This window comes from Serratia montpellierensis (assembly GCF_020858655.1).
In the GTDB taxonomy this organism is placed as follows: Bacteria; Pseudomonadota; Gammaproteobacteria; order Enterobacterales; family Enterobacteriaceae; genus Serratia; species Serratia montpellierensis.
The window spans coordinates 52,876-71,895 of record NZ_VOSN01000015.1 but is presented as its reverse complement, the minus strand read 5'-3'; the positions used below and the strand labels follow the sequence as shown (position 1 = coordinate 71,895).

15 protein-coding genes are annotated in these 19,020 nt (G+C 61.8%); 6 read left to right on the top strand and 9 right to left on the bottom strand.

Features of this window, described 5'->3' with window-relative positions; genetic code table 11:
• The 7 genes from FUU19_RS17035 to hrpB form a co-directional block, all read right to left on the bottom strand.
• Positions 1-141: Hok/Gef family protein (locus tag FUU19_RS17035; RefSeq protein WP_230490378.1), on the bottom strand; the 141-nt coding region annotated here is incomplete at its 3' end.
• Positions 142-445: 304 nt separating this feature from the next.
• Entirely contained in the window at positions 446-2,434 is a 1,989-nt protein-coding gene (fhuB, locus tag FUU19_RS17030) for a Fe(3+)-hydroxamate ABC transporter permease FhuB (RefSeq protein ID WP_230490369.1), read from the bottom strand.
• Positions 2,431-3,339 carry a Fe(3+)-hydroxamate ABC transporter substrate-binding protein FhuD gene (gene fhuD / locus FUU19_RS17025; protein WP_230490368.1) on the bottom strand — a complete coding sequence of 303 codons (909 nt, stop codon included), beginning with the start codon at positions 3,337-3,339 and terminating at the stop codon, positions 2,431-2,433. Before fhuD ends, fhuB begins: the two co-directional genes overlap by 4 nt.
• The gene (gene fhuC / locus FUU19_RS17020; protein ID WP_219228663.1) at positions 3,339-4,136 is read right to left on the bottom strand and encodes a Fe3+-hydroxamate ABC transporter ATP-binding protein FhuC; all 798 of its coding nucleotides are present in this window, start codon (positions 4,134-4,136) and stop codon (positions 3,339-3,341) included. Before fhuC ends, fhuD begins: the two co-directional genes overlap by 1 nt.
• Before the next feature lie 47 nt (positions 4,137-4,183).
• On the bottom strand, positions 4,184-6,370 hold the full coding sequence (gene fhuA / locus FUU19_RS17015) for a ferrichrome porin FhuA (RefSeq protein WP_230490367.1): 2,187 nt from the start codon (positions 6,368-6,370) through the stop codon (positions 4,184-4,186).
• Between the two features lie 251 nt (positions 6,371-6,621).
• Entirely contained in the window at positions 6,622-9,114 is a 2,493-nt protein-coding gene (gene mrcB / locus FUU19_RS17010; RefSeq protein ID WP_025304218.1) for a bifunctional glycosyl transferase/transpeptidase, read from the bottom strand.
• A 118-nt stretch (positions 9,115-9,232) separates the two neighbouring features.
• A complete protein-coding gene (gene hrpB / locus FUU19_RS17005; protein WP_230490366.1) occupies positions 9,233-11,671 on the bottom strand; it encodes an ATP-dependent helicase HrpB in 2,439 nt (812 codons plus the stop codon).
• A 188-nt stretch (positions 11,672-11,859) separates the two neighbouring features.
• On the opposite strand from hrpB, the gene thpR reads away from it, so the two are divergent.
• From thpR to folK, 6 genes are all read left to right on the top strand, one after another.
• On the top strand, positions 11,860-12,402 hold the full coding sequence (gene thpR, locus FUU19_RS17000; protein ID WP_141960238.1) for an RNA 2',3'-cyclic phosphodiesterase: 543 nt from the start codon (positions 11,860-11,862) through the stop codon (positions 12,400-12,402).
• Positions 12,399-13,106 (top strand): DNA/RNA nuclease SfsA, encoded by a 708-nt coding sequence (sfsA, locus tag FUU19_RS16995; protein ID WP_004937572.1) that lies wholly within the window; start codon positions 12,399-12,401, stop codon positions 13,104-13,106. Before thpR ends, sfsA begins: the two co-directional genes overlap by 4 nt.
• Before the next feature lie 183 nt (positions 13,107-13,289).
• Positions 13,290-13,745, top strand: a complete 456-nt coding sequence (dksA, locus tag FUU19_RS16990; protein ID WP_004937569.1) for an RNA polymerase-binding protein DksA — start codon at positions 13,290-13,292, stop codon at positions 13,743-13,745.
• Positions 13,746-13,817: 72 nt separating this feature from the next.
• Positions 13,818-14,729 carry a tRNA glutamyl-Q(34) synthetase GluQRS gene (gene gluQRS, locus FUU19_RS16985; protein WP_230490365.1) on the top strand — a complete coding sequence of 304 codons (912 nt, stop codon included), beginning with the start codon at positions 13,818-13,820 and terminating at the stop codon, positions 14,727-14,729.
• A 61-nt stretch (positions 14,730-14,790) separates the two neighbouring features.
• Positions 14,791-16,338 (top strand): polynucleotide adenylyltransferase PcnB, encoded by a 1,548-nt coding sequence (pcnB, locus tag FUU19_RS16980; protein WP_071826146.1) that lies wholly within the window; start codon positions 14,791-14,793, stop codon positions 16,336-16,338.
• Entirely contained in the window at positions 16,338-16,838 is a 501-nt protein-coding gene (gene folK / locus FUU19_RS16975; RefSeq protein WP_019456064.1) for a 2-amino-4-hydroxy-6-hydroxymethyldihydropteridine diphosphokinase, read from the top strand. Before pcnB ends, folK begins: the two co-directional genes overlap by 1 nt.
• Positions 16,839-16,843: 5 nt before the next feature.
• Here folK and qseC read toward each other — a convergent pair whose 3' ends face one another.
• Both qseC and qseB read right to left on the bottom strand, forming a co-directional pair.
• Positions 16,844-18,202, bottom strand: a complete 1,359-nt coding sequence (gene qseC, locus FUU19_RS16970; protein ID WP_060448069.1) for a quorum sensing histidine kinase QseC — start codon at positions 18,200-18,202, stop codon at positions 16,844-16,846.
• Positions 18,199-18,861, bottom strand: a complete 663-nt coding sequence (gene qseB / locus FUU19_RS16965) for a quorum sensing response regulator transcription factor QseB (RefSeq protein ID WP_004937550.1) — start codon at positions 18,859-18,861, stop codon at positions 18,199-18,201. Before qseB ends, qseC begins: the two co-directional genes overlap by 4 nt.
• Positions 18,862-19,020: the final 159 nt, after the last annotated feature.

The following is a 19,020-nucleotide window of genomic DNA, read 5'->3' as shown; positions in this document are numbered from 1 at the left end:
TTCGTAAGCCAAAATGGCCGCAACCTCCGTAGTGCCCGATCGGATCCGCAGCTCACACAACGTGCTGCGGGTTATCCATGCCAGTGATATTACCGTGGCACAAATAACCACCAATTTTAACAGGCTCCGTTTGTTCGGCATCATGCCTTCTTCTCCTTGCCTCGCGGCGGGTAAGAGGCTAACTTAACGTTGCTGGCGTTAGAGTAGGCCTCGGGTTGATGGATATCGACTCGGGGCTTTTCTCTTTATCTCTTTCGCACGGGCTCCAGAGACAAAGATCCAGAGCACCCGCCTGCAGTATATTCACCTCCCCCTCTCTTCCCGCGTTGCTTTTCACGTTAAATGTCTTTCTTGCGCAGCGGCACGCAACGCCTTGCAAGGCGTTGAAAAAAGGCCCAGCAACGCTGGGCCTTTGAGGGCAGAGAAAACAAGCTGAGAGCGAGGCTTACGACGTCTGCTTACGCAGCAGATAAACGAAGTACGGCGCACCGATAAAGGTCGCCAATAACCCGGCGGGAATCTGATACGGGAACAGCAGCATCCGCCCGCACCAGTCGGCAAACACCATCAGCAAGCCGCCCAGCAGCGCGGCGATCACCATCTGCGGCAGCGCGCGGCGGAAGCCCAGCATGCGCGCCATATGCGGCGCCATCAGCCCGACAAAGCTCAACGGCCCGACGGTCAGGGTCGCCATGGCGGTCAGCACGGCAGCCAACAAGAGAATGGTCAACCGCGCCGGCGTCAGCGCAATCCCCACCGAGCGGGCGGTGGCGCCGCCGAGCGGCAGGATGGTCAACCAACGGCGGCACAGCGGCGCCAATACCATCAGGCCGGCGGCCACCAGCGCGGTACGCAGCGCCTGCGCCGGCTCCACCGAATAGGTCGAGCCGGAGAGCCAGGTCAGCAAGCCCCCCATACGCGGATCGCCGCTGGCCAACAGCAGGAAGATGACGGTAGTAAAGGCGGTGCTGAGCGCGATACCGGCGAGCAGCATGCGTTCCGTCGAGAAACCGCCGCGGCCTGCGGCGATCATGATGATCAGCAGCGTCGCGGCCGCTCCCAAACTGCCGGCGGGCAGCAGCCAAACGAAGGCGTCGCCCGGCACCATAAACAGCATCATCACGACGCCAAAAGCGGCGCCGGAGCTGATGCCCAACACTTCCGGGCTGGCCATCGGGTTGCCGGTCAATTTCTGGATCAGCGTGCCGGCGACCGCCAGCATCATGCCCGCCGCCAGCGCCGACAGCACCCGCGGCCAACGCCACGGCAGCAGGGAATCCAGTTCCGCCCCCAGGCTCCAGTGCCAACCGCCGGCATTTTTGCCTAACATCAGCGCCAGCGTCAGGCCGAGCAGCAGTACGAGGCCGCCCAGCAGGATCCAACCAGGCAGATTCCCGCGTTCGGCAGGCACCTTGTCGCCAAGGTTCATCGGCGGCGGCGTGGCGGCGCTGCGCAAACGCGGCAGCAGCCACAGCAGCAGCGGTGCGCCGAACAGCGCGGTGGCCGCGCCGGTCGGGATCTCGCGCCACACCTGCGTTACCCCGAGCATCACCTGATCGGTCAGCCACAGCAGCAGCGCCCCCAGCAACGGTGCCAGCATCATGCGGTGCGCCAGGCGGCGCGCGCCCGGCATCTTTGCCATCAGCGGCGCAAACAGGCCGATAAAGCCGATAACGCCCACCGCGCTCACCAACATGGCGCTGAAGATAATGGCCAGCCCAAGGGTGCAAAAGCGCGCCATCGACAGCCCCAACCCCAGGTTGCGCGCCACGCCGTCGTCCAGCCCCAGCAGCGTCAACGGGCGCAGCAACAGCGCCGCCAGCAGGCCAGCCACCAGCAAACGCGGCAGGATGAACTGCACGGCGCTCCAGTCCTGTTGGTTCAGCGCACCGGTTCCCCACAGGAACATGCCCTGCAGCTGATCGTAATGAAACAGCGCCAACAGGCTGTTGACCGCGCCGCAGTACAGCCCCAGCACCAGCCCGGCCAAAATCAGCGTCACCGGCGACATCCGCTTGCCCCAGGCGACGCCGAACACCAGCCCGCCCACCACAATCGCCCCCGCCATAGCAGCCAGCTGACGAGTGAATTCGCCGCCCGGCAGCACCCACAGCGTGGCGATGGTCAGGCCGAGCTGCGCGCCGGCAGCGACGCCGAGCGTCGACGGTTCCGCCAACGGATTGCGCAACACCTGCTGAAACAGCACGCCGACCAACCCCAGGCCGGCGCCGGCCAACAGCGACACCGTCAACCGCGGCAGCAGGCTGTAATGGAACAGCATTTGCCGCACGTCGTCGATGTCCGGCGCACTGAGCGCCCGCGCCCATTGCACCGGCGGCAGTTGTTGCGCCAGGTTGTATATCGTCAGACCGCCTGCCGTCGCCAGCAACAGCAGGATCAGCATCAGCGGTAATTTCCGGATGCCCGCATTCATGCCGCACGCTCCTGAGCCTGCGCCAACAGGCGGCAAAACCGCATCGTCGACAGCGTGGCACCGTAGAACCACACCGCCGGCACCTGTCGCAGCTGGTTTTGCCGCACGAAGGGCAATGACTGCCACAGCGGCGTCGCGCTGACCTTGTCCATCATCGCCTGATTGCCGTGATCCAGATAAATGACCCGCGCGTTACGCACCGTAGCCAACCGTTCAATGCCCACCACCGCAGTGCCCCAAAAGTCGGTTTGCTCCTGCCAGGCATTGCGGATGCCCAGTTGGTCCATCGCTTCCTGGAACAGGCTTTTCTGGCCGATGATCAACGCATGGCGCGTGTCGATCAGGGAAAACAACAGCAGCGGTTGCCGGGTGTAGCTTTGCAGGCGCTGACGCGCGTCCTGCATAAAGCGGTCGAACTGCGCCAGGTGGTTTACCGCCCGCCTTTCGATGCCCAACCGCTGGCCCAGCGCCAGCAGCGACTGGCGGGCGACAGTCAGCGGTTTGCCGCTGCCGTCGTTGAAGCCGAAGCTCATGGTTGGCGCGATGGGTTGGATTTTTCGCGGCGTCGGGCCATAGCCTTGTGACAGCAACACCAGCGAAGGCTGGAGCTGCTGCAGCAATTCGAGGTTAGGTTCGGTGCGCTGGCCGACGTCGACTACCGTCTCCGGCAGCTTCGGCTCCGCCACCCACAGGTTGTAGTTATGCACATCGGCCACCGCCAGCGGCGTCACGCCCAATGCCAGCAGCAGTTCGATCGGCAGCCATTCCAGCGCCGCAACGCGCGTGATATCCGGCGGCGCATCCGCCGCCCGCCCGGGCAACGAGCCCAACAGCGGCGACAGCGCCAGCGCCATCAACAAACGGCGGCGCAGCGGATCGTGAGAAGAAGTGAATGCGGAAGACATCAGTAGACAAAACTCACCGGCGCGCCACCGCTCGGGTGCGGCAACGTGCCCATAGGAATACCGTAAATTTGCTCCAGCACCGGCCCCTGCATCAGTTCCAGCGGGCCGCCCTGGGCGATCATTTCACCGCCGCGCAGCGCCACCAAATGGTCGCAGTAGCGCGCCGCCATGTTGATGTCGTGCAGCACGGCGATCACCGTGAGATCGCGTTCGCGGCTCAAGCGCTGGATCAGCGCCAGCACCTCGACCTGGTGAGCGATGTCCAGCGCCGACGTCGGTTCGTCGAGCAGCAGGCAGCGGCTGTCCTGCGCCACCATCATCGCCAGCCAGGCGCGTTGGCGCTCGCCGCCGGACAGGCTGTCCACCAGGCGGTTGGCGAACGGCTTCAGCCCCACCAGTGAAATGGCCTCTTCAACCAACTGGCGATCGTTGGCGCCAAAACGCCCCAGCGCGCCGTGCCACGGATAGCGGCCGACGGCCACCAGCTCACGCACCGTCATGCCTTCCGCCGCCGGCAACTGCTGCGGCAGGTAGGCCACCTGGCGGGCGAAGGATTTGCTGTCCCACTGCGCCAACGGCTGCTGATTGAGCAAGACCTGGCCGCCGCTGGGCGCATGGTGCCGCCCGAGCAGTTTCAACAGGGTGGATTTACCGGAACCGTTATGGCCGATCAGGCCGCAGACGTTGCCCTGGGGAAAACTGAGCGACAGCGGCTGCAACAGCACCCGGCCGGGGACGGCGAAGCTGGCATTATCCAGCGCGAAGGTCGCGCCGGGATTAAGAAGTTTGTCCTGCATAGATCCTGCTTTGTCCGGGGCGACGCGGCGCCGCCCCGGCTATCCGGTTAGAAACGGAAGGTTGCGGTGGCGACCACCTGGCGTTCTGCGCCCCAGTAGCAGCCATAGGTAGCAAAGCAGCTGGAGACATATTCTTTGTCAAACAGGTTGTTCACATTGATGCCAATCGAAGAGCCCGGCAAATTGAAACGCGCCAGATCATATTTTATCGCGGCATCAAACACCGTGTAATCCTTCACTTTAAACGTATTGGCCTCGTCGCCATAGCTGGAGCCGACATAGCGAACGCCGGAACCCAAGGTCAAGCCGCTGATCGCGGTTTCATGGAAGGTGTAATCCGCCCACAGGGAAGCCATGTGTTTAGGAATAGCGGAAGGTGTATTCCCCTGTAGCGAAGTATCTTTAGTATATTCAGCATCCGTGTAGGTGTAAGAGCCCAACAGATTGAGGTTAGCCGACAAGGCCGCCTTCGCCTCCAACTCAATCCCACGAGAACGGACCTCCCCACCCTGGACGCTAAAGAACGGGTGTTCTAAGTCAGCCACTTTATTGTTGGTTTTAGTCAACTGGTAAAGCGCCAAACTGGCGGTGATCGGACGATCTTTAGGTGCGTATTTAACCCCAGCCTCATACTGTTTGCCTTTAGAGGCAGCAAACGTATTACCTGAAAAATCAGTGCCTGAGGTTGGCTCAAACGATTCGCTGTAGCTGACATAAGGCGCGATGCCGTTTTCGAAAACATAGTTCAAGCCAGCACGGCCGGTAAACTGGTTATCCTGCTGCTTAGAGACGGAATTCTGGTTCAGGCGATTGGTGCTGTTGGTATCGCTCCAATCATAGCGCCCCCCCATCGTCAGAACCCAGTTGTTCCATTCAGCCTGATCTTGCACATACAGGCCGGTCTGCTCCTGACGGTTAACCTGACTGGCACCACCGGTAATGGTATAGCTTCGATTGCCATATTGTGGAGCAATGACGTTCATATTGGATGCACTGCCATATTGATAAACGACATCATTGCGCATACGCATATAATCAACGCCCATCAACACGATATGGTCAACTTGCCCGGTAGCAAATTTGGCCTGCGCCTGTGTGTCTACTGCAAAGCTGGACATATGCTCTTTGGAGTTCATCACGCCACGCTTCAGCTCAGCGGAATTATCTGGATCAATGCCTAAACCATAAATAGAACGGTAGTCCACATCCATTTTCGAATAGCGCAGGTTTTGGCGCACGGTCCAAACATCATCGAAAGCATGTTCAAAGGCATACCCCACCATTTGCTGCTTGCGAGAAATGTTGTTATAGCCCGGCTCACCATCGTTGAAGCTGGTTGGTAACTTACCATTGACGCCATTTTGCACCGTACCTTCTTTCGGCAACCAGCCATAGAAGCCAACGCTAGGGTCATCCTGGAAACTGCTGAGGAAAGTCAAAGAAGTGCGATCATCAGGTCGCCAGCTGAAGGAAGGAGCAATAGCATAACGTTTGCTTTTCTCGCCAACCTGCTGCTGATCTTCATCGCGCGCCACACCTGTCAGACGATATGAATAAACACCCGCATCATCCCAGGCGTCACTGAAGTCAAAACCGGTCTGGAACAGATTACCTGTCCCCATTTTGAATTGAACCTCGCGCAGCGTCTCTGTTGTCGGCCGTTTACTGACCAGAGCGACCACCCCACCTGGGTTGCTTTTGCCATACAATACCGAAGACGGCCCGCGCAGCACTTCCGCCCGCTCCAAGAAGTATGGGTCGATCTGATAAATCGAATAGTTATCGTCCTGCAGCTTCAGACCATCCAGGTACATATTGGTACCTACAGAGCTGAAGCCACGAATGTTCACAGCATCATAGGCAGTGGAGGCTCCGCGATTCCCAATCATCACACCTGGGGTATAAGCCAGCGCACTTTTCACCGTATCCGGCTGACGCATGTCCATCTCTTCACGCGTTACTACGGAAACGGACTGCGGGTTCTTTTCGATCGGCGTATCGGTTTTGGTGCCGGTGGCGCTGCGCTTGGCGACATAGGTGCCGACCGGCCCCCAGGCGCTTTCCTGCTGGGCGGTATTGCTACCGCCCACAACGGTAATCGTGTCTTCCTTGGCGTCGGCGGAAAAAGCCGGCATCGCCAGCGTGCCCAACGCCGCAGCGACGGTGATCGCTAACGCGCTGACGGGGGTACGGCCCTGCTTGGCCGCGGATGATGAAAGACGCTTGGTCGGCATAGTTGATTTCTCTGATGAATTATTAAATGACGAATGTAAACGATAATAATTATTATAAGCGTCGCATTTTATGCAGAAGCCAAATTAAACTGCAAGCCGAATTCATAGGGCAAATAGGTTAAGGATTAGGCGCTTAGCCATGCTGTTAACAGGGAAATAAAACGAGCGGAAAAACAAAAAAGCCCGCAACCAAGGTTACGGGCTTAATAACAAAGAAAAAATTTTCACCGGGGCCGACGCCCCGGTAGCGATTACTGGCCGAACATATCCTTGATCCAGCCGGCGACGCCATCGCCATCTTTTTGCTCACCCGCCGCCGGTTGCTGCTGTTGCTGCACCGCCGCCTGGCTGGCCTGGCACAATCCCTGCGGATTGTCGGTCCAGACCGGGATGGTGCGCCAGCTGCCGCCGCCGCAAATGAAGTTGCCGGCAGAGTCGATACTCATCTGGTTAATGCCTTCCGGCGGCTGCAGCATCAGCGGCAGCGGCGTCTGGTTTTCCAGATAGCGACGATAGAGGGTCAACGCACCGTTGGCGCCGGTCAGCTTGGCCGGGCCGTTGTTGTCGCGCCCCACCCAGGCGATCGCCACTTCCTTGCCGTCGATGCCGGCGAACCAGCTGTCGCGCAGATCGTTGGTGGTACCGGTTTTCGCCGCCAGGTTATAGTTCGGGAACTTCACCGACAGCGAGCGGGAAGTCCCGCGCGCCACGCCCTGCTGCATCGCGTACAACGTCAGGTAAGCGGCCTGCGCCGGCACCATGCGTTCCGCCTGAGGGAAGCTCTGGTACAGCACCGTGCCGTCTTCGGCGATCACCGAACGCACCGCCGACAGCGGCGCACGGTTACCGCCGCTGGCGATGGTCTGGTACTCCTGAGCGACTTCCATCGGCGTCAGGCCGATCGCCCCCAGCAGCATCGACGGCACCGGGTTGATCTCCGCTTTCGGGATCCCCAGGCGTTGCAGCGTAGCGCTGATCTGATCCAGCCCGACCGACAGGCCGAGGTTCACCGTCGGCACGTTCAGCGAGTTGGCCAACGCATCCACCAGCATCACCTGACCGCGGAATTTACGGTCATAGTTGTTCGGCTGCCAGACGGCGCCGTTTGGCTGTTTCAGCGACAGCGGCGCATCCGCCAGCCAGGTGTTGAGGCGGTATTTATCCGGTTCGGACAGCGCGGTCAGGTACGTCGGCGGCTTGGCCAGCGAGCCGACCAGGCGGCGCGCCTGCATGGCGCGGTTGAAGCCGGCGAACTGCGGGTTGGCGCCGCCGACCATGGCGCGCACTTCACCGCTGAAGCGATCGACGATCACCATTGCCGCTTCCAGATCCTGCAGGTGGCGCGCAGCGCGCAGCGCCGGGATGCCGTCTTCGACCGCTTTTTCCGCCGCGTCTTGCGACACCGGATCCAGCGTGGTGAAGATCTTCACGCCGGACAGGTCATTGACCTTATCGCCCAGCTTGGTTTGCAGTTCCTGACGCACCATCTGCATAAACGCCGGCTGTGGCGTAATGACGCCGCCTTTCGGCTGCACGCCCAGCGGACGCGCGCTCAGCATGTCATACAGCTCGCCGTCGATCACGCCCTGGTTCTGCAGCAGTTTGAGCACCAGGTTGCGGCGTTCCAGCGCCAGTTTCGGGTTGCGCCACGGGTTATACAGCGACGCGCCCTTGACCATGCCGACCAGCAACGCCTGCTGATCGAGGCTCAGCTCGTCCACCGGACGGCCGAAGTAATACAGGCTGGCCAACGGGAAACCGCGGATCTGGTCGCTGCCGCTCTGGCCGAGGTACACCTCGTTCAGATACAGCTCCAGGATGCGGTCTTTGCTGTAACGGTAATCCACCAACAGCGCCATATAGGCTTCGTTGGCCTTACGCCACAGCGAACGTTCGTTGGTCAGGAACAGGTTCTTCACCAGCTGCTGCGTCAGGGTACTGCCGCCCTGCACCGCACGACCGGCGGTCAGGTTGGCCAGCACCGCGCGGCCGATGGAGTACGGGCTGATGCCGTCATGCTCATAGAAATGGCGGTCTTCCGTGGCGATCAGCGTGTCTACCAACAGATCCGGGAAACCGGAACGCGGCACGAACAGGCGCTGTTCACCGTTAGGCGACTGCAGCATGGTGATAAGACGCGGATCGAGGCGGAAGAAGCCGAAGCTGCGGCCGCTGTCCAGATTTTCGATCTTCGCCAGGCGGTTGTTCTGGAAGTCGAGACGGGCGCGGATCTGCCCTTCTTTACCATCCGGGAAGTCGAACGGGCGGCGCAGCATTTCGATGCTGTTGGCCTGCACGGTAAACTCGCCCGGGCGCGTCATGCGGCTGACCTGACGGTACTGCATGCCCTCCAGCAGGTTGACCATCTCCTTCTTGCTGTACGGCATGCCCGGTTCCAGGTTGACCATGCGGCCGTACACCGCCGCCGGCAGCTGCCAGACTTTACCGTCGATGCGGCTGCGGATCTGCGAGTCCAGGTAGACGCCATAGATCGCCAACAGGACGGCGATCACCAGGATCAGTTTGATAAACAGGCCGAGCCAACGGCGTTTTTTACGCGGCGGAGTCGCTTTTACCTTACGCGGCATGCGTTCCTCCTCCTCTTCATACTCATCATCGTCATACTCGTCTTCTTCGTAATCGTCATAATCGTCGTCTCGGCGACGGCGCGGCGGCTTGCGCGACGCAGTGCTTTTTGGTTGTTTTCCTTTGCGCCCGATGGGCTCGCGGTCATCCCCAGCCATGGCTGTTGTTCTCCGAGCTTGCCGACACTGCCGGCCATGATTAGTCGCTTAATCTGTGCCTACGCCGCAGCGCTGACCAGAAGAAACATCTGAATTCCAAACCTTAAATGATCGCGACCTACTGATATTTCTTCGTTCGGCGCGTCGGTACCGCCGTGGCCGGATCGTCCGGCCAAACGTGTTTCGGGTAGCGGCCCTTCATCTCTTTTTGCACCTCACGATAGGCGCCTTGCCAGAAGGCCGCCAGATCGCCGGTGATTTGCAACGGCCGGTGCGCCGGTGAGAGTAACTCAAGCACCACCGGGATGCGACCCTCCGCCAACATCGGGCTGCGCTGCTCGCCGAACACCTCCTGCAAACGCACCGCCAGCGCCGGCGGTTTGCCGGCCTCATAACGGATCGGCAGGCGGCTGCCGGTCGGCACAGTGTAATGAGTGGGTAGCGCATTATCCAGCCGCTGCTTTTGCTGCCAGTCCAGCAGACGGGACAGCGCTTCGGCGATGTTGACCTGCTTCAAGCCGCGCAGATCGCGCACGCCGTTCAGCGACGGCAACAGCCACTGCTCCAGCGCCGCCAGCAGCGGCTCTTCATCCATCGCCGGCCACTCCGCTTCCGGCAGCCAGGCTTGCGCGCACTGCAGGCGCACCCGCAATTGTTCAGCGGCGCCCTCCCAGTTGAGCACCGCCAGCCCCTGCGCACGCACCCAGTCGAGCAGCGCCTGCTGCAGCTCTTCGTCCGCCGGTTTTGCCAGCGGCTGAGCGCGCAGCGTCAGACGACCGATCTGCTGGCGCTTCCAGGCGCGCAACGTGCCCTTCTCTTCATCCCATTCCACCGCCGTGCGCTGCATGACAATCGCCGGCAGCTGCGCCGCCAGGGCTTCGATGTCCACCGGCAGCGCCAGCAGGATGCGCGCATCGGGGCTGTTGTGGCCCTGCAACAGGCTGGGAACGATAAGCCAGGGGGCGCGCGACAGCGCCTCGTCCTGGTTCATCGCCGCCCCCAGGCCGTTGGCCAGCAGGTAGCGGCCGTCCTGGCCACGGCGCTGGGCGATGCGATCGGTAAACGCCTGCGCCAACAGGCTCGGCGCCAGATCGGCGTCGATTTGCCCCGCACGTTGCGGCAGGCGTTTGGCCAACTGTGCGGCGCGCTGCCGCCAGTTCGGTTGCGGGCGGCTCAGCCAATAACCGATATCCATCTGCCCGCCGCGCGGCGGTTCTTCCAGCAACGCCGCCAACAACGCCGCCGTCGCCAGGCCGTCGGCGCCCAGTGCCGCGCCGGCGACCAGCATCGCCGCCAGTCGCGGCTCGCACCCCAGCGCGGCCATCTGGCGCCCCGGCGCGGTAAGTTTGCCGCCGTCATCCGTGGCTCCCAGCCGGTGCAACAGCGCCCTGGCCGCTGCCAATGCCGCCGCCGAAGGCGCATCAAGCCAGGTCAGCTGCGCCGGATCATGGCACCCCCACTGCAGCAATTCGAGCCAGAAGCCGGTGAGATCGCTCTGTAAAATGTCCGGTTCGGCATGTTCCGCCGCGCGCTCCGCCTGTTCTTTGGCGAACAGATGCCAGCAAATGCCCGGCTCCAGGCGCCCGGCGCGCCCGGCACGCTGCACCATCGAGGCTTGACTGATGCGCTGCGTCGCCAGCCGCGTCAAGCCGTTGCGTACGTCGTAACGCGCCACGCGCTCCAGGCCGCTGTCCACCACCAGCCGAATGCCCTCGATCGTCAGGCTGGTTTCGGCGATGTTGGTCGCCAGCACCACCTTGCGGCGGCCAGGCGCCGCCGGCTGAATCGCTTTTTGCTGTTGCGCCAGAGGCAGGGCGCCATACAGCGGGCAAAGATCGGTATCGCTCGCCACCTCGCCGGTCAATCGCTCCAGCACCCGATTGATCTCCGCCACGCCCGGCAGGAACAGCAGCAAAGACCCCGGCTGTTCGGCCAGCAACCGCTTCACCGCCGCCGCTACGCCGTCATCCAGCCGCTGATGGCTGGCCAACGGCTGATACAGACGCTCAACCGGGAAGCTACGCCCCTCGGACACCACCACCGGCGCTTCCGGCAGCAGCTGCGACAGGCGAGCGTTGTCCAGGGTGGCCGACATGATCAGCAGTTTCAGATCGTCGCGCAGCCCTTGCTGCACGTCGAGCAGCAGCGCCAGCGCCAGATCGGCCTGCAGGCTGCGTTCGTGGAATTCATCGAGGATCACCAGCGACACGCCCTGCAGCTCGGCATCCTGCTGCAGCATGCGGGTGAGAATGCCTTCCGTCACCACTTCCAGCCGGGTCTGCGGCCCGCTTTTACTTTCGGCGCGCATGCGGTAGCCCACGGTCTGGCCGGGCTCCTCCCCCAGTTGCTGCGCCAGGCGATAGGCGACGTTTTTCGCCGCCAGCCGCCGCGGCTCGAGCATGATAATGCGCCCCGGCAACCCGGCCTTAGCCAGGATCTGCAGCGGCAGCCAGGTGGATTTACCGGCGCCGGTCGGGGCGTGCAACAGCACCTGAGGAGCGGACTGCAACGCAGCCAGCAACTCATCAAGCACCGCGCTGACGGGCAATGAAGACACTGAACTCTCCGTGGTGGTTAACGTTAAACGGCGTACAGTGTAGCATTAGCTTTGCCCCCGTAGCCTTTCAAACTGCGGCGGCGTTAGCTATAGTACGGAGCTCGTCCATGCGTCCCGCTTCGCGCGCGACCGCTGCAAACCGCATCCAGGTCTGTCCCGACGGATTTGTCATTTTTTACCGAGCCCCCATGTCCAATTCGCGCCGCCTGTTTTTCGCCCTGTCCTTGCCTGATGCCCTGCAACAGCAGGTGATCCGCTGGCGCGCCGAGGCGTTTACGCCAGAGGCCGGTCGACCGGTGGCGGCGGCCAATTTGCACCTGACGCTGGCGTTTCTCGGCGAGGTCACCGCGCAGAAAGAGCTGGCGCTGCGCAAACTGGCCGGCCGCATCGTTCAACCCGGCTTCAGCATGCGGCTCGACGATCTCGGCCATTGGCCGCGCCCCGGCGTGGTCTGGCTCGGTACCCGCCGCGCGCCGCGCGGGCTGCTGCAGCTGGCCGAGCTGCTGCGTTCGCAGGCCGCCCGCAACGGCTGCCATCAAAGCGCGCTGCCGTTCCATCCGCACATCACGCTGTTGCGCGCCGCCACCCAGCCGGTGGCCATCCCGCCGGCGACGCCGGGCTGGGCGTTCAGCGCCGACGCCTTTTCCTTATATGAGTCGGTGTTCGAAAACGGCCGCACCCGCTATCAACACCTCGAACAGTGGCCGCTGGCCAAGCAGGCATCCGCATGATTTTCTCTCCACCGCTGCGTTCCGCCACGCTGATCAAACGTTACAAGCGCTTTCTGGCGGACGTGATCACCCCTGAAGGGGAAACCTTTACGCTGCACTGCGCCAATACCGGCGCCATGACCGGCTGCGCCACGCCCGGCGATACCGTTTGGTACTCCACTTCGGATAATCCCAAGCGCAAATACGCCCACAGCTGGGAGTTGACCCATACCCAACAGGGGCACTGGATCTGCGTCAATACCCTGCGTGCCAACGCGCTGGTGCGCGAGGCAATCGAACACAATTTAATCAATGAATTATCCGGTTACAGTAAAATCAGCGGCGAAGTGAAATACGGCGGTGAAAACAGCCGTATCGATTTGTTATTACAGGCAGAAAATCGGGTTAACTGCTATATTGAAGTTAAGTCAGTCACATTACTGCAACAACAACGTGGTTACTTTCCTGATGCGGTAACGCTCAGAGGGCAAAAGCACCTGCGTGAGTTGCTCAGCGTGGTTGAAAGCGGGCAACGGGCGGTGTTGTTCTTTGCCGTGTTACACAGCGGTATTGAGCAGGTCGCACCGGCACATCATATAGATGAGCGCTATGCGGCGCTGTTGGCACAGGTCCGGCAGTTGGGAGTGGAAGTGGTTTGTTACGGGGCAAAGTTATCACCTGACGGTATTTATCTCTGCGATAAGCTGCCGTTTTTTATCGATTAGCGCAGTCGGGTCCCTATAAATAGACAACCGACCAGCACGATCGCCAAATACGCCCTCCTTCACACGATTGTCAAGCGGGCGACAGGAATAATTGCCAACCTACCTTCCTTCTGTTATTTATAGCGGCCTGTTTTTCCCCCGCATTGGGGATTCGATAGTGCGTGTGTATGTAGGAGAAGCAACATGCAAGAAGGGCAAAACCGTAAAACCTCGTCCTTGAGCATTCTCGCCATCGCTGGGGTGGAGCCGTACCAAGAGAAGCCGGGCGAAGAGTACATGAACGACGCCCAGTTGTCGCATTTCAAGCGCATTCTTGAAGCGTGGCGCAACCAGCTCAGGGACGAAGTGGACCGTACTGTATCGCATATGCAAGAAGAGGCAGCCAACTTCCCTGATCCGGCCGACCGTGCTACCCAGGAAGAAGAGTTCAGCCTTGAACTGCGTAACCGTGACCGTGAACGCAAACTGATCAAAAAGATCGAGAAAACGCTGAAGAAAGTGGAAGACGATGATTTCGGCTACTGCGAATCTTGTGGCGTGGAGATCGGCATTCGTCGCCTCGAAGCGCGTCCGACCGCCGATCTGTGCATCGACTGCAAGACGCTGGCTGAGATCCGCGAAAAGCAGATGGCCGGCTAATACCGTTGTTACCGCTGCGGCGTGCGCACCTGCGTGCGCCGCACAGAGAAAAGGGAACCTCTCCCCTCTGATATGCAAGAAAGTCATTATGTGGGGCGCTTTGCCCCATCGCCTTCCGGGGATCTGCATTTCGGTTCGCTGATTGCCGCTCTGGGAAGCTACCTTCAGGCTCGCGCCCAACGCGGGCAGTGGCTGGTTCGCATCGAAGATATCGACCCGCCGCGTGAAGTTCCCGGCGCCGCCGCTCGCATCCTGTCCGCGCTGGAACATTATGGTCTCCACTGGGACGGCCAGGTCATCTATCAATCCCAACGTCACAATGCCTATCGCGCCGCGCTGGATCTGTTGCAGCGCCAGGGGCTCAGCTATTACTGCACCTGCACCCGCAGCCGCATCCAGCACATCGGCGGATTGTACGACGGCCACTGTCGTGACTTACAGCTCGGCCCGCAGGGCGCCGCCATCCGCTTGCGCCAGACCGCGCCCGTTTACGGGTTCCACGACCGCCTGCAGGGAGAACTGCACGCCGATCCGGCGCTCGCGGGGGAAGACTTCATCATTCGCCGTCGCGACGGGCTGTTCGCTTACAACCTGGCGGTGGTGATCGACGACCATTTTCAGGGCGTGACCGAGATTGTGCGCGGCGCCGATTTGATCGAACCGACGGTGCGCCAAATCGCCCTCTATCGCCAGCTGCAGGCGCCGGTACCCACTTATGTGCATCTGCCGCTGGCCCTGGGCGCCAACGGCATCAAGCTGTCGAAGCAAAACCATGCGCCGGCATTGCCCGCAGGCGATCCGCGCCCGGTACTGATCGCCGCGCTGAAATTTCTGCGCCAACCGCTGCCGGAAAGCTGGCAAGATCTTGACCTGCCATTATTATTGAGCTGGGCGGTCGCACATTGGCGGTTGGAAAACGTGCCGCGTCAGGAGGCTATCCCTCTGGATGAAAACACGCCGGCATTCTCAAAGGAGCCATGGTGAGCTATGATTAGCCGCTATTTTTTGTTAGCTCCATTTTTATCAGTCACTATCGAGGTGTACCATTTTTACCCGAGTAGCCAACTTCTGTCGTAAGGTACTGACCCGCGATGACAAGCTGCCCCGCGACGACGCGGCGGCCGGCGATAAAAACGTAGTCCGCGAAGAGCGTGCCGCGGCGCCAAGCCGCCCTGCGCCGCAGCCGCGCGCCGCCGATAACGGCAGCAACGCCCCTGCCCGCCGCTCAACGCCGCGCAAGCGTCCGCCTTTTCCTATCGCCGAGAGCAACGACTCGATGACCGTGATCCCGCGCGAACAGCACTCGATCTCCCGTAAAGACATCAGCGAAAATGCGCTGAAAGTACTTTATCGCCTGAACAAGTCCGGCTACGAAGCCTATCTGGTCGGCGGCGGCGTGCGCGATCTGTTGCTCGGCAAAAAGCCGAAAGACTTCGACATCACCACCAACGCCACGCCGGAGCAAGTGCGTAAGCTGTTCCGCAACTGCCGCCTGGTCGGCCGCCGTTTCCGCTTGGCGCACGTGATGTTCGGGCCGGAGATCATCGAAGTGGCCACCTTCCGTGGCCACCACGAACAGAATCAGGAATCCGACAAAAACTCGTCACAGCAGGCGCAAAACGGCATGCTGCTGCGCGACAACATCTTCGGCTCGATCGAGGAAGACGCCCAGCGCCGTGATTTCACCATCAACAGCCTGTACTACGGCGTGGCGGATTTCACCCTGCGCGATTACGTCGGCGGGCTGAACGATCTGAAACAAGGCGTGATCCGCCTGATTGGCGATCCGGAAACCCGCTACCGCGAAGATCCGGTGCGTATGCTGCGCGCGGTGCGCTTCGCCGCCAAGCTGGATATGCGCATCAGCGAAGAGACCGCCGAGCCGATCCCGCGCCTGGCCTCGCTGCTGCACGAGATCCCGCCGGCGCGCCTGTTCGAAGAATCCCTCAAGCTGCTGCAGGCGGGTTACGGTTTCCAGACCTACCTGAAGCTGTGCGAATACCAGCTGTTCCAACCGCTGTTCCCGCTGATCGCCCGCAACTTCACGCCGAACCACGATACGCCGATGGAGCGCATTCTGGCGCAGGTGCTGAAGAACACCGATCACCGTCTGCAGAACGACATGCGCGTCAACCCGGCCTTCCTGTTTGCCGCCATGCTGTGGTACCCGCTGCTGGAGCATGCGCAGAAGCTGGCGCAGGAAAGCGGCCTGGCCTACTACGACGCCTTCGCGCTGGCGATGAACGACGTACTCGACGAACAGTGCCGCTCGCTGGCCATCCCGAAACGCATCACCACGCTGGTGCGCGATATCTGGCAGCTGCAGCTGCGCCTGTCCCGCCGCCAGGGCAAACGTGCGCACAAACTGATGGAGCACCCGAAATTCCGCGCCGCTTATGATCTGCTGGCGCTGCGTGCGGAAGTGGAAGACAATCAGGAAATGCTGCGTCTGGCCGAGTGGTGGGGCGAGTTTCAGGACGCCACGCCGGCGCGGCAGAAAGCCATGCTGAGCACCCTGGGGGACGATCCGGCGCCGCGCCGCGCGCGTCAACGCCGTCCTCGCCGCCGGGCACCGCGTAAAGAAGGGGCATAATGATCCGCGTTTATATCGCGCTGGGCAGCAACCTGGCGCAGCCGCTGCAACAGGTTAAAGCCGCACTGGAGGCGCTGGAGCATCTCCCGCGCACCCGGCTGGTCACCTGTTCTTCGTTTTACCGCACCAAGCCGCTGGGGCCGCAAAACCAGCCGGACTTCCTCAACGCGGTGGTGGCGCTGGATACCCTGTTGCCGCCCGAACAGCTGCTCGACCATACCCAGGCGATAGAACGCAATCAGGGACGCGTGCGCAAGGATGAACGCTGGGGCCCGCGCACGCTCGATCTGGACATCATGCTGTACGGCGACAAGGTGATCCATACCGAGCGCCTGACGGTACCGCATTACGGCCTGAAAGAGCGCGAATTCATGCTCTACCCGCTGGCGGAAATCGCCCCCGATCTGATTTTCCCCGATGGCGAACCGCTCGCCAGCTGCCTCAAGCGCGTGCCGGAAAACGGCATGGCGCTGTGGCATCAGCCAAAACCCAAGTCCTGACCCTCCTACAGCGCCAACCGCGCAACAAATCCGCCCGCCGGGCGATTGGCGAAACCGATCTGTAGACCATGCAAGCCGGCAATACGCTGCACAATCGATAACCCCAACCCGCTGCCGGTTTGTTCCTGTCCCGGCGGGCGATAGAAACGTTCTCCGAGCCGCGCCAGATGCTCCGTGGTCACCCCCGGACCGTCGTCCTCCACCGTCAGCGAACGTTCGCTCAGCGTTACGGTGACGACACCGCCCTGCGGGGTATAGCGCACCGCGTTGTCCAGCAAATTGCGCAATAGCAGCGACAGCAGCAAGGTTTCCCCCTGACGCGGCGGTGGCGTTCCCCGATGTTCATAGCGCAGCGTCACGCCCGCCGCATGGGCCTGCCGATCCTGCTCCGCCAGGGTCATCGTTACCAGATCGTTCCAGTCGATCGGCGCCAACTCGGCCAGATCTGACAGCGAATCCAGCCGCGACAGCGTCAGCAGCTGATCCACCAGCCGGGTCGCGCGATCGATGCCGAGCGTCAGATTGTCCAGCGCGTGCTCGCGCATCGGCGCATCCTCCCCCGCCAGCTGCACCACTTCGGTCTGCACCCGCAGCGCCGCCAACGGGCTGCGCAGCTCATGTGCGGCATCGGAGGTGAATCGTCTCTCCCGTACCAGTAAAGCGTTGATGCGGGCGAACAGCGCATTGAGCGCATCCACCAGCGGGCGCACCTCGGTCGGCACCTGGCGCGCATCCAACGGCGTCGCATCATCGGGTGCGCGCCGGCGCAAACCGGCGGCCACCGTGCGCAGCGGCCGCAGTTCGCGCCCCACCATCAGCGCGATCAGCAGCATCAGCACCGGCAGCGTCGCCAGCCAGGGCACCAGTTGGCCCGTCACCATGCCCAGCGCCATATCGCGCCGGTAATCCCACTCCTGGCCGACCACGATGCGGTAGCGCCCGTCCGGGCTGGTCAGCCACACCAAGCGCCAGCTGTCGTCATCGCCTTTGCGCTCACCGTCGGTAAAACCTTCACGTTCCCCGTCAAACAGAAAGTCGGCGCCGTTCTCCCCGTCGTTGAGCAGCATCTTGCCTTGGCGATCGAAGATGGCGAACGCCAGCGCGTCGTCGTCCTGCTCGCCGCGCTTGCCGTGGTGCACCAGCTTCTTGGTTTTCGGCAGGCTGCGCGCGCTTTCATCGGCCAGCAGATCGCCGAGGTTGGCGGTCGCCAGCCGTTTGGCGAACAGCATCTGCTGGGTGTCGAACACTTCGTTGATGGTGTTGCGCGACATCACCCAGGCCACCACGCTGGCGGTGCTCCAGGTCAGCAGCGCCAGCAGGCTGAAGATCAGGATCAGGCGCAGCCGCAGGCTGAGACGCTTCACGGCGCATCCCCCAGCGTGTAACCCACGCCGTGGATGGTACGGATGAAGCCGTTGCCCAGCTTGCGCCGCAGGTGGTGAATATGTACCTCCACCGCGTTGCTGCTCACCTCGTCATCCCAGTTGTACAGCTTCTCCTGAATTAACGGCCGCGCCAGCACCCGCCCCTTGTTGTGCAGAAACAGCTCCAGTACCGCCAATTCGCGCGGCGTCAGCGTCACCGGCTCGCCGTTGCAGCTCACGCTGCGGGTGGCGCTGTCGAACACCACGTTGCCGTGCGTCAGCTGCGGCATCAGTTGGCCGTGGCGACGGCGGATCAGCGCCTGCAGGCGCGCCGCCACTTCGGCCAGCGCGAACGGCTTGCACAGATAATCGTCGGCACCGCTTTGCAGCCCGCTGACCCGCTGCTCCAGCGCGTCGCGGGCGGTGAGGATCAGGACCGGCACGTCCTGCCCGGCCTGGCGCCACTGGCGCAGCAGATCCAGGCCGTCGAGGCCCGGCAGGCTGAGATCGAGGATCACCGCATCGTACGGCGCACTGTCCAGCGCATTTTTGCCGACGGCGCCGTCGGTGAACCAGTCCAGATTGAAGCCGAGTTTGGTCAGCCCGGCCTTGATGCCGTCCCCGATCAGTTTGTCATCTTCGATCAGCAAAATTCGCATGAGTATCCCTTTTCAGTCATGGCACCATTGCACCACAAGGTTCTTAAGAACCGCTTAAGCATGGCGATCCGCGCTACCCACCCCGATCGGGTTACAGTAGAATGGCTGCACTTTTTTGCAGCCTGGGCCTGCGTAAGCCGCACGGCCCGTTTCAGGAGA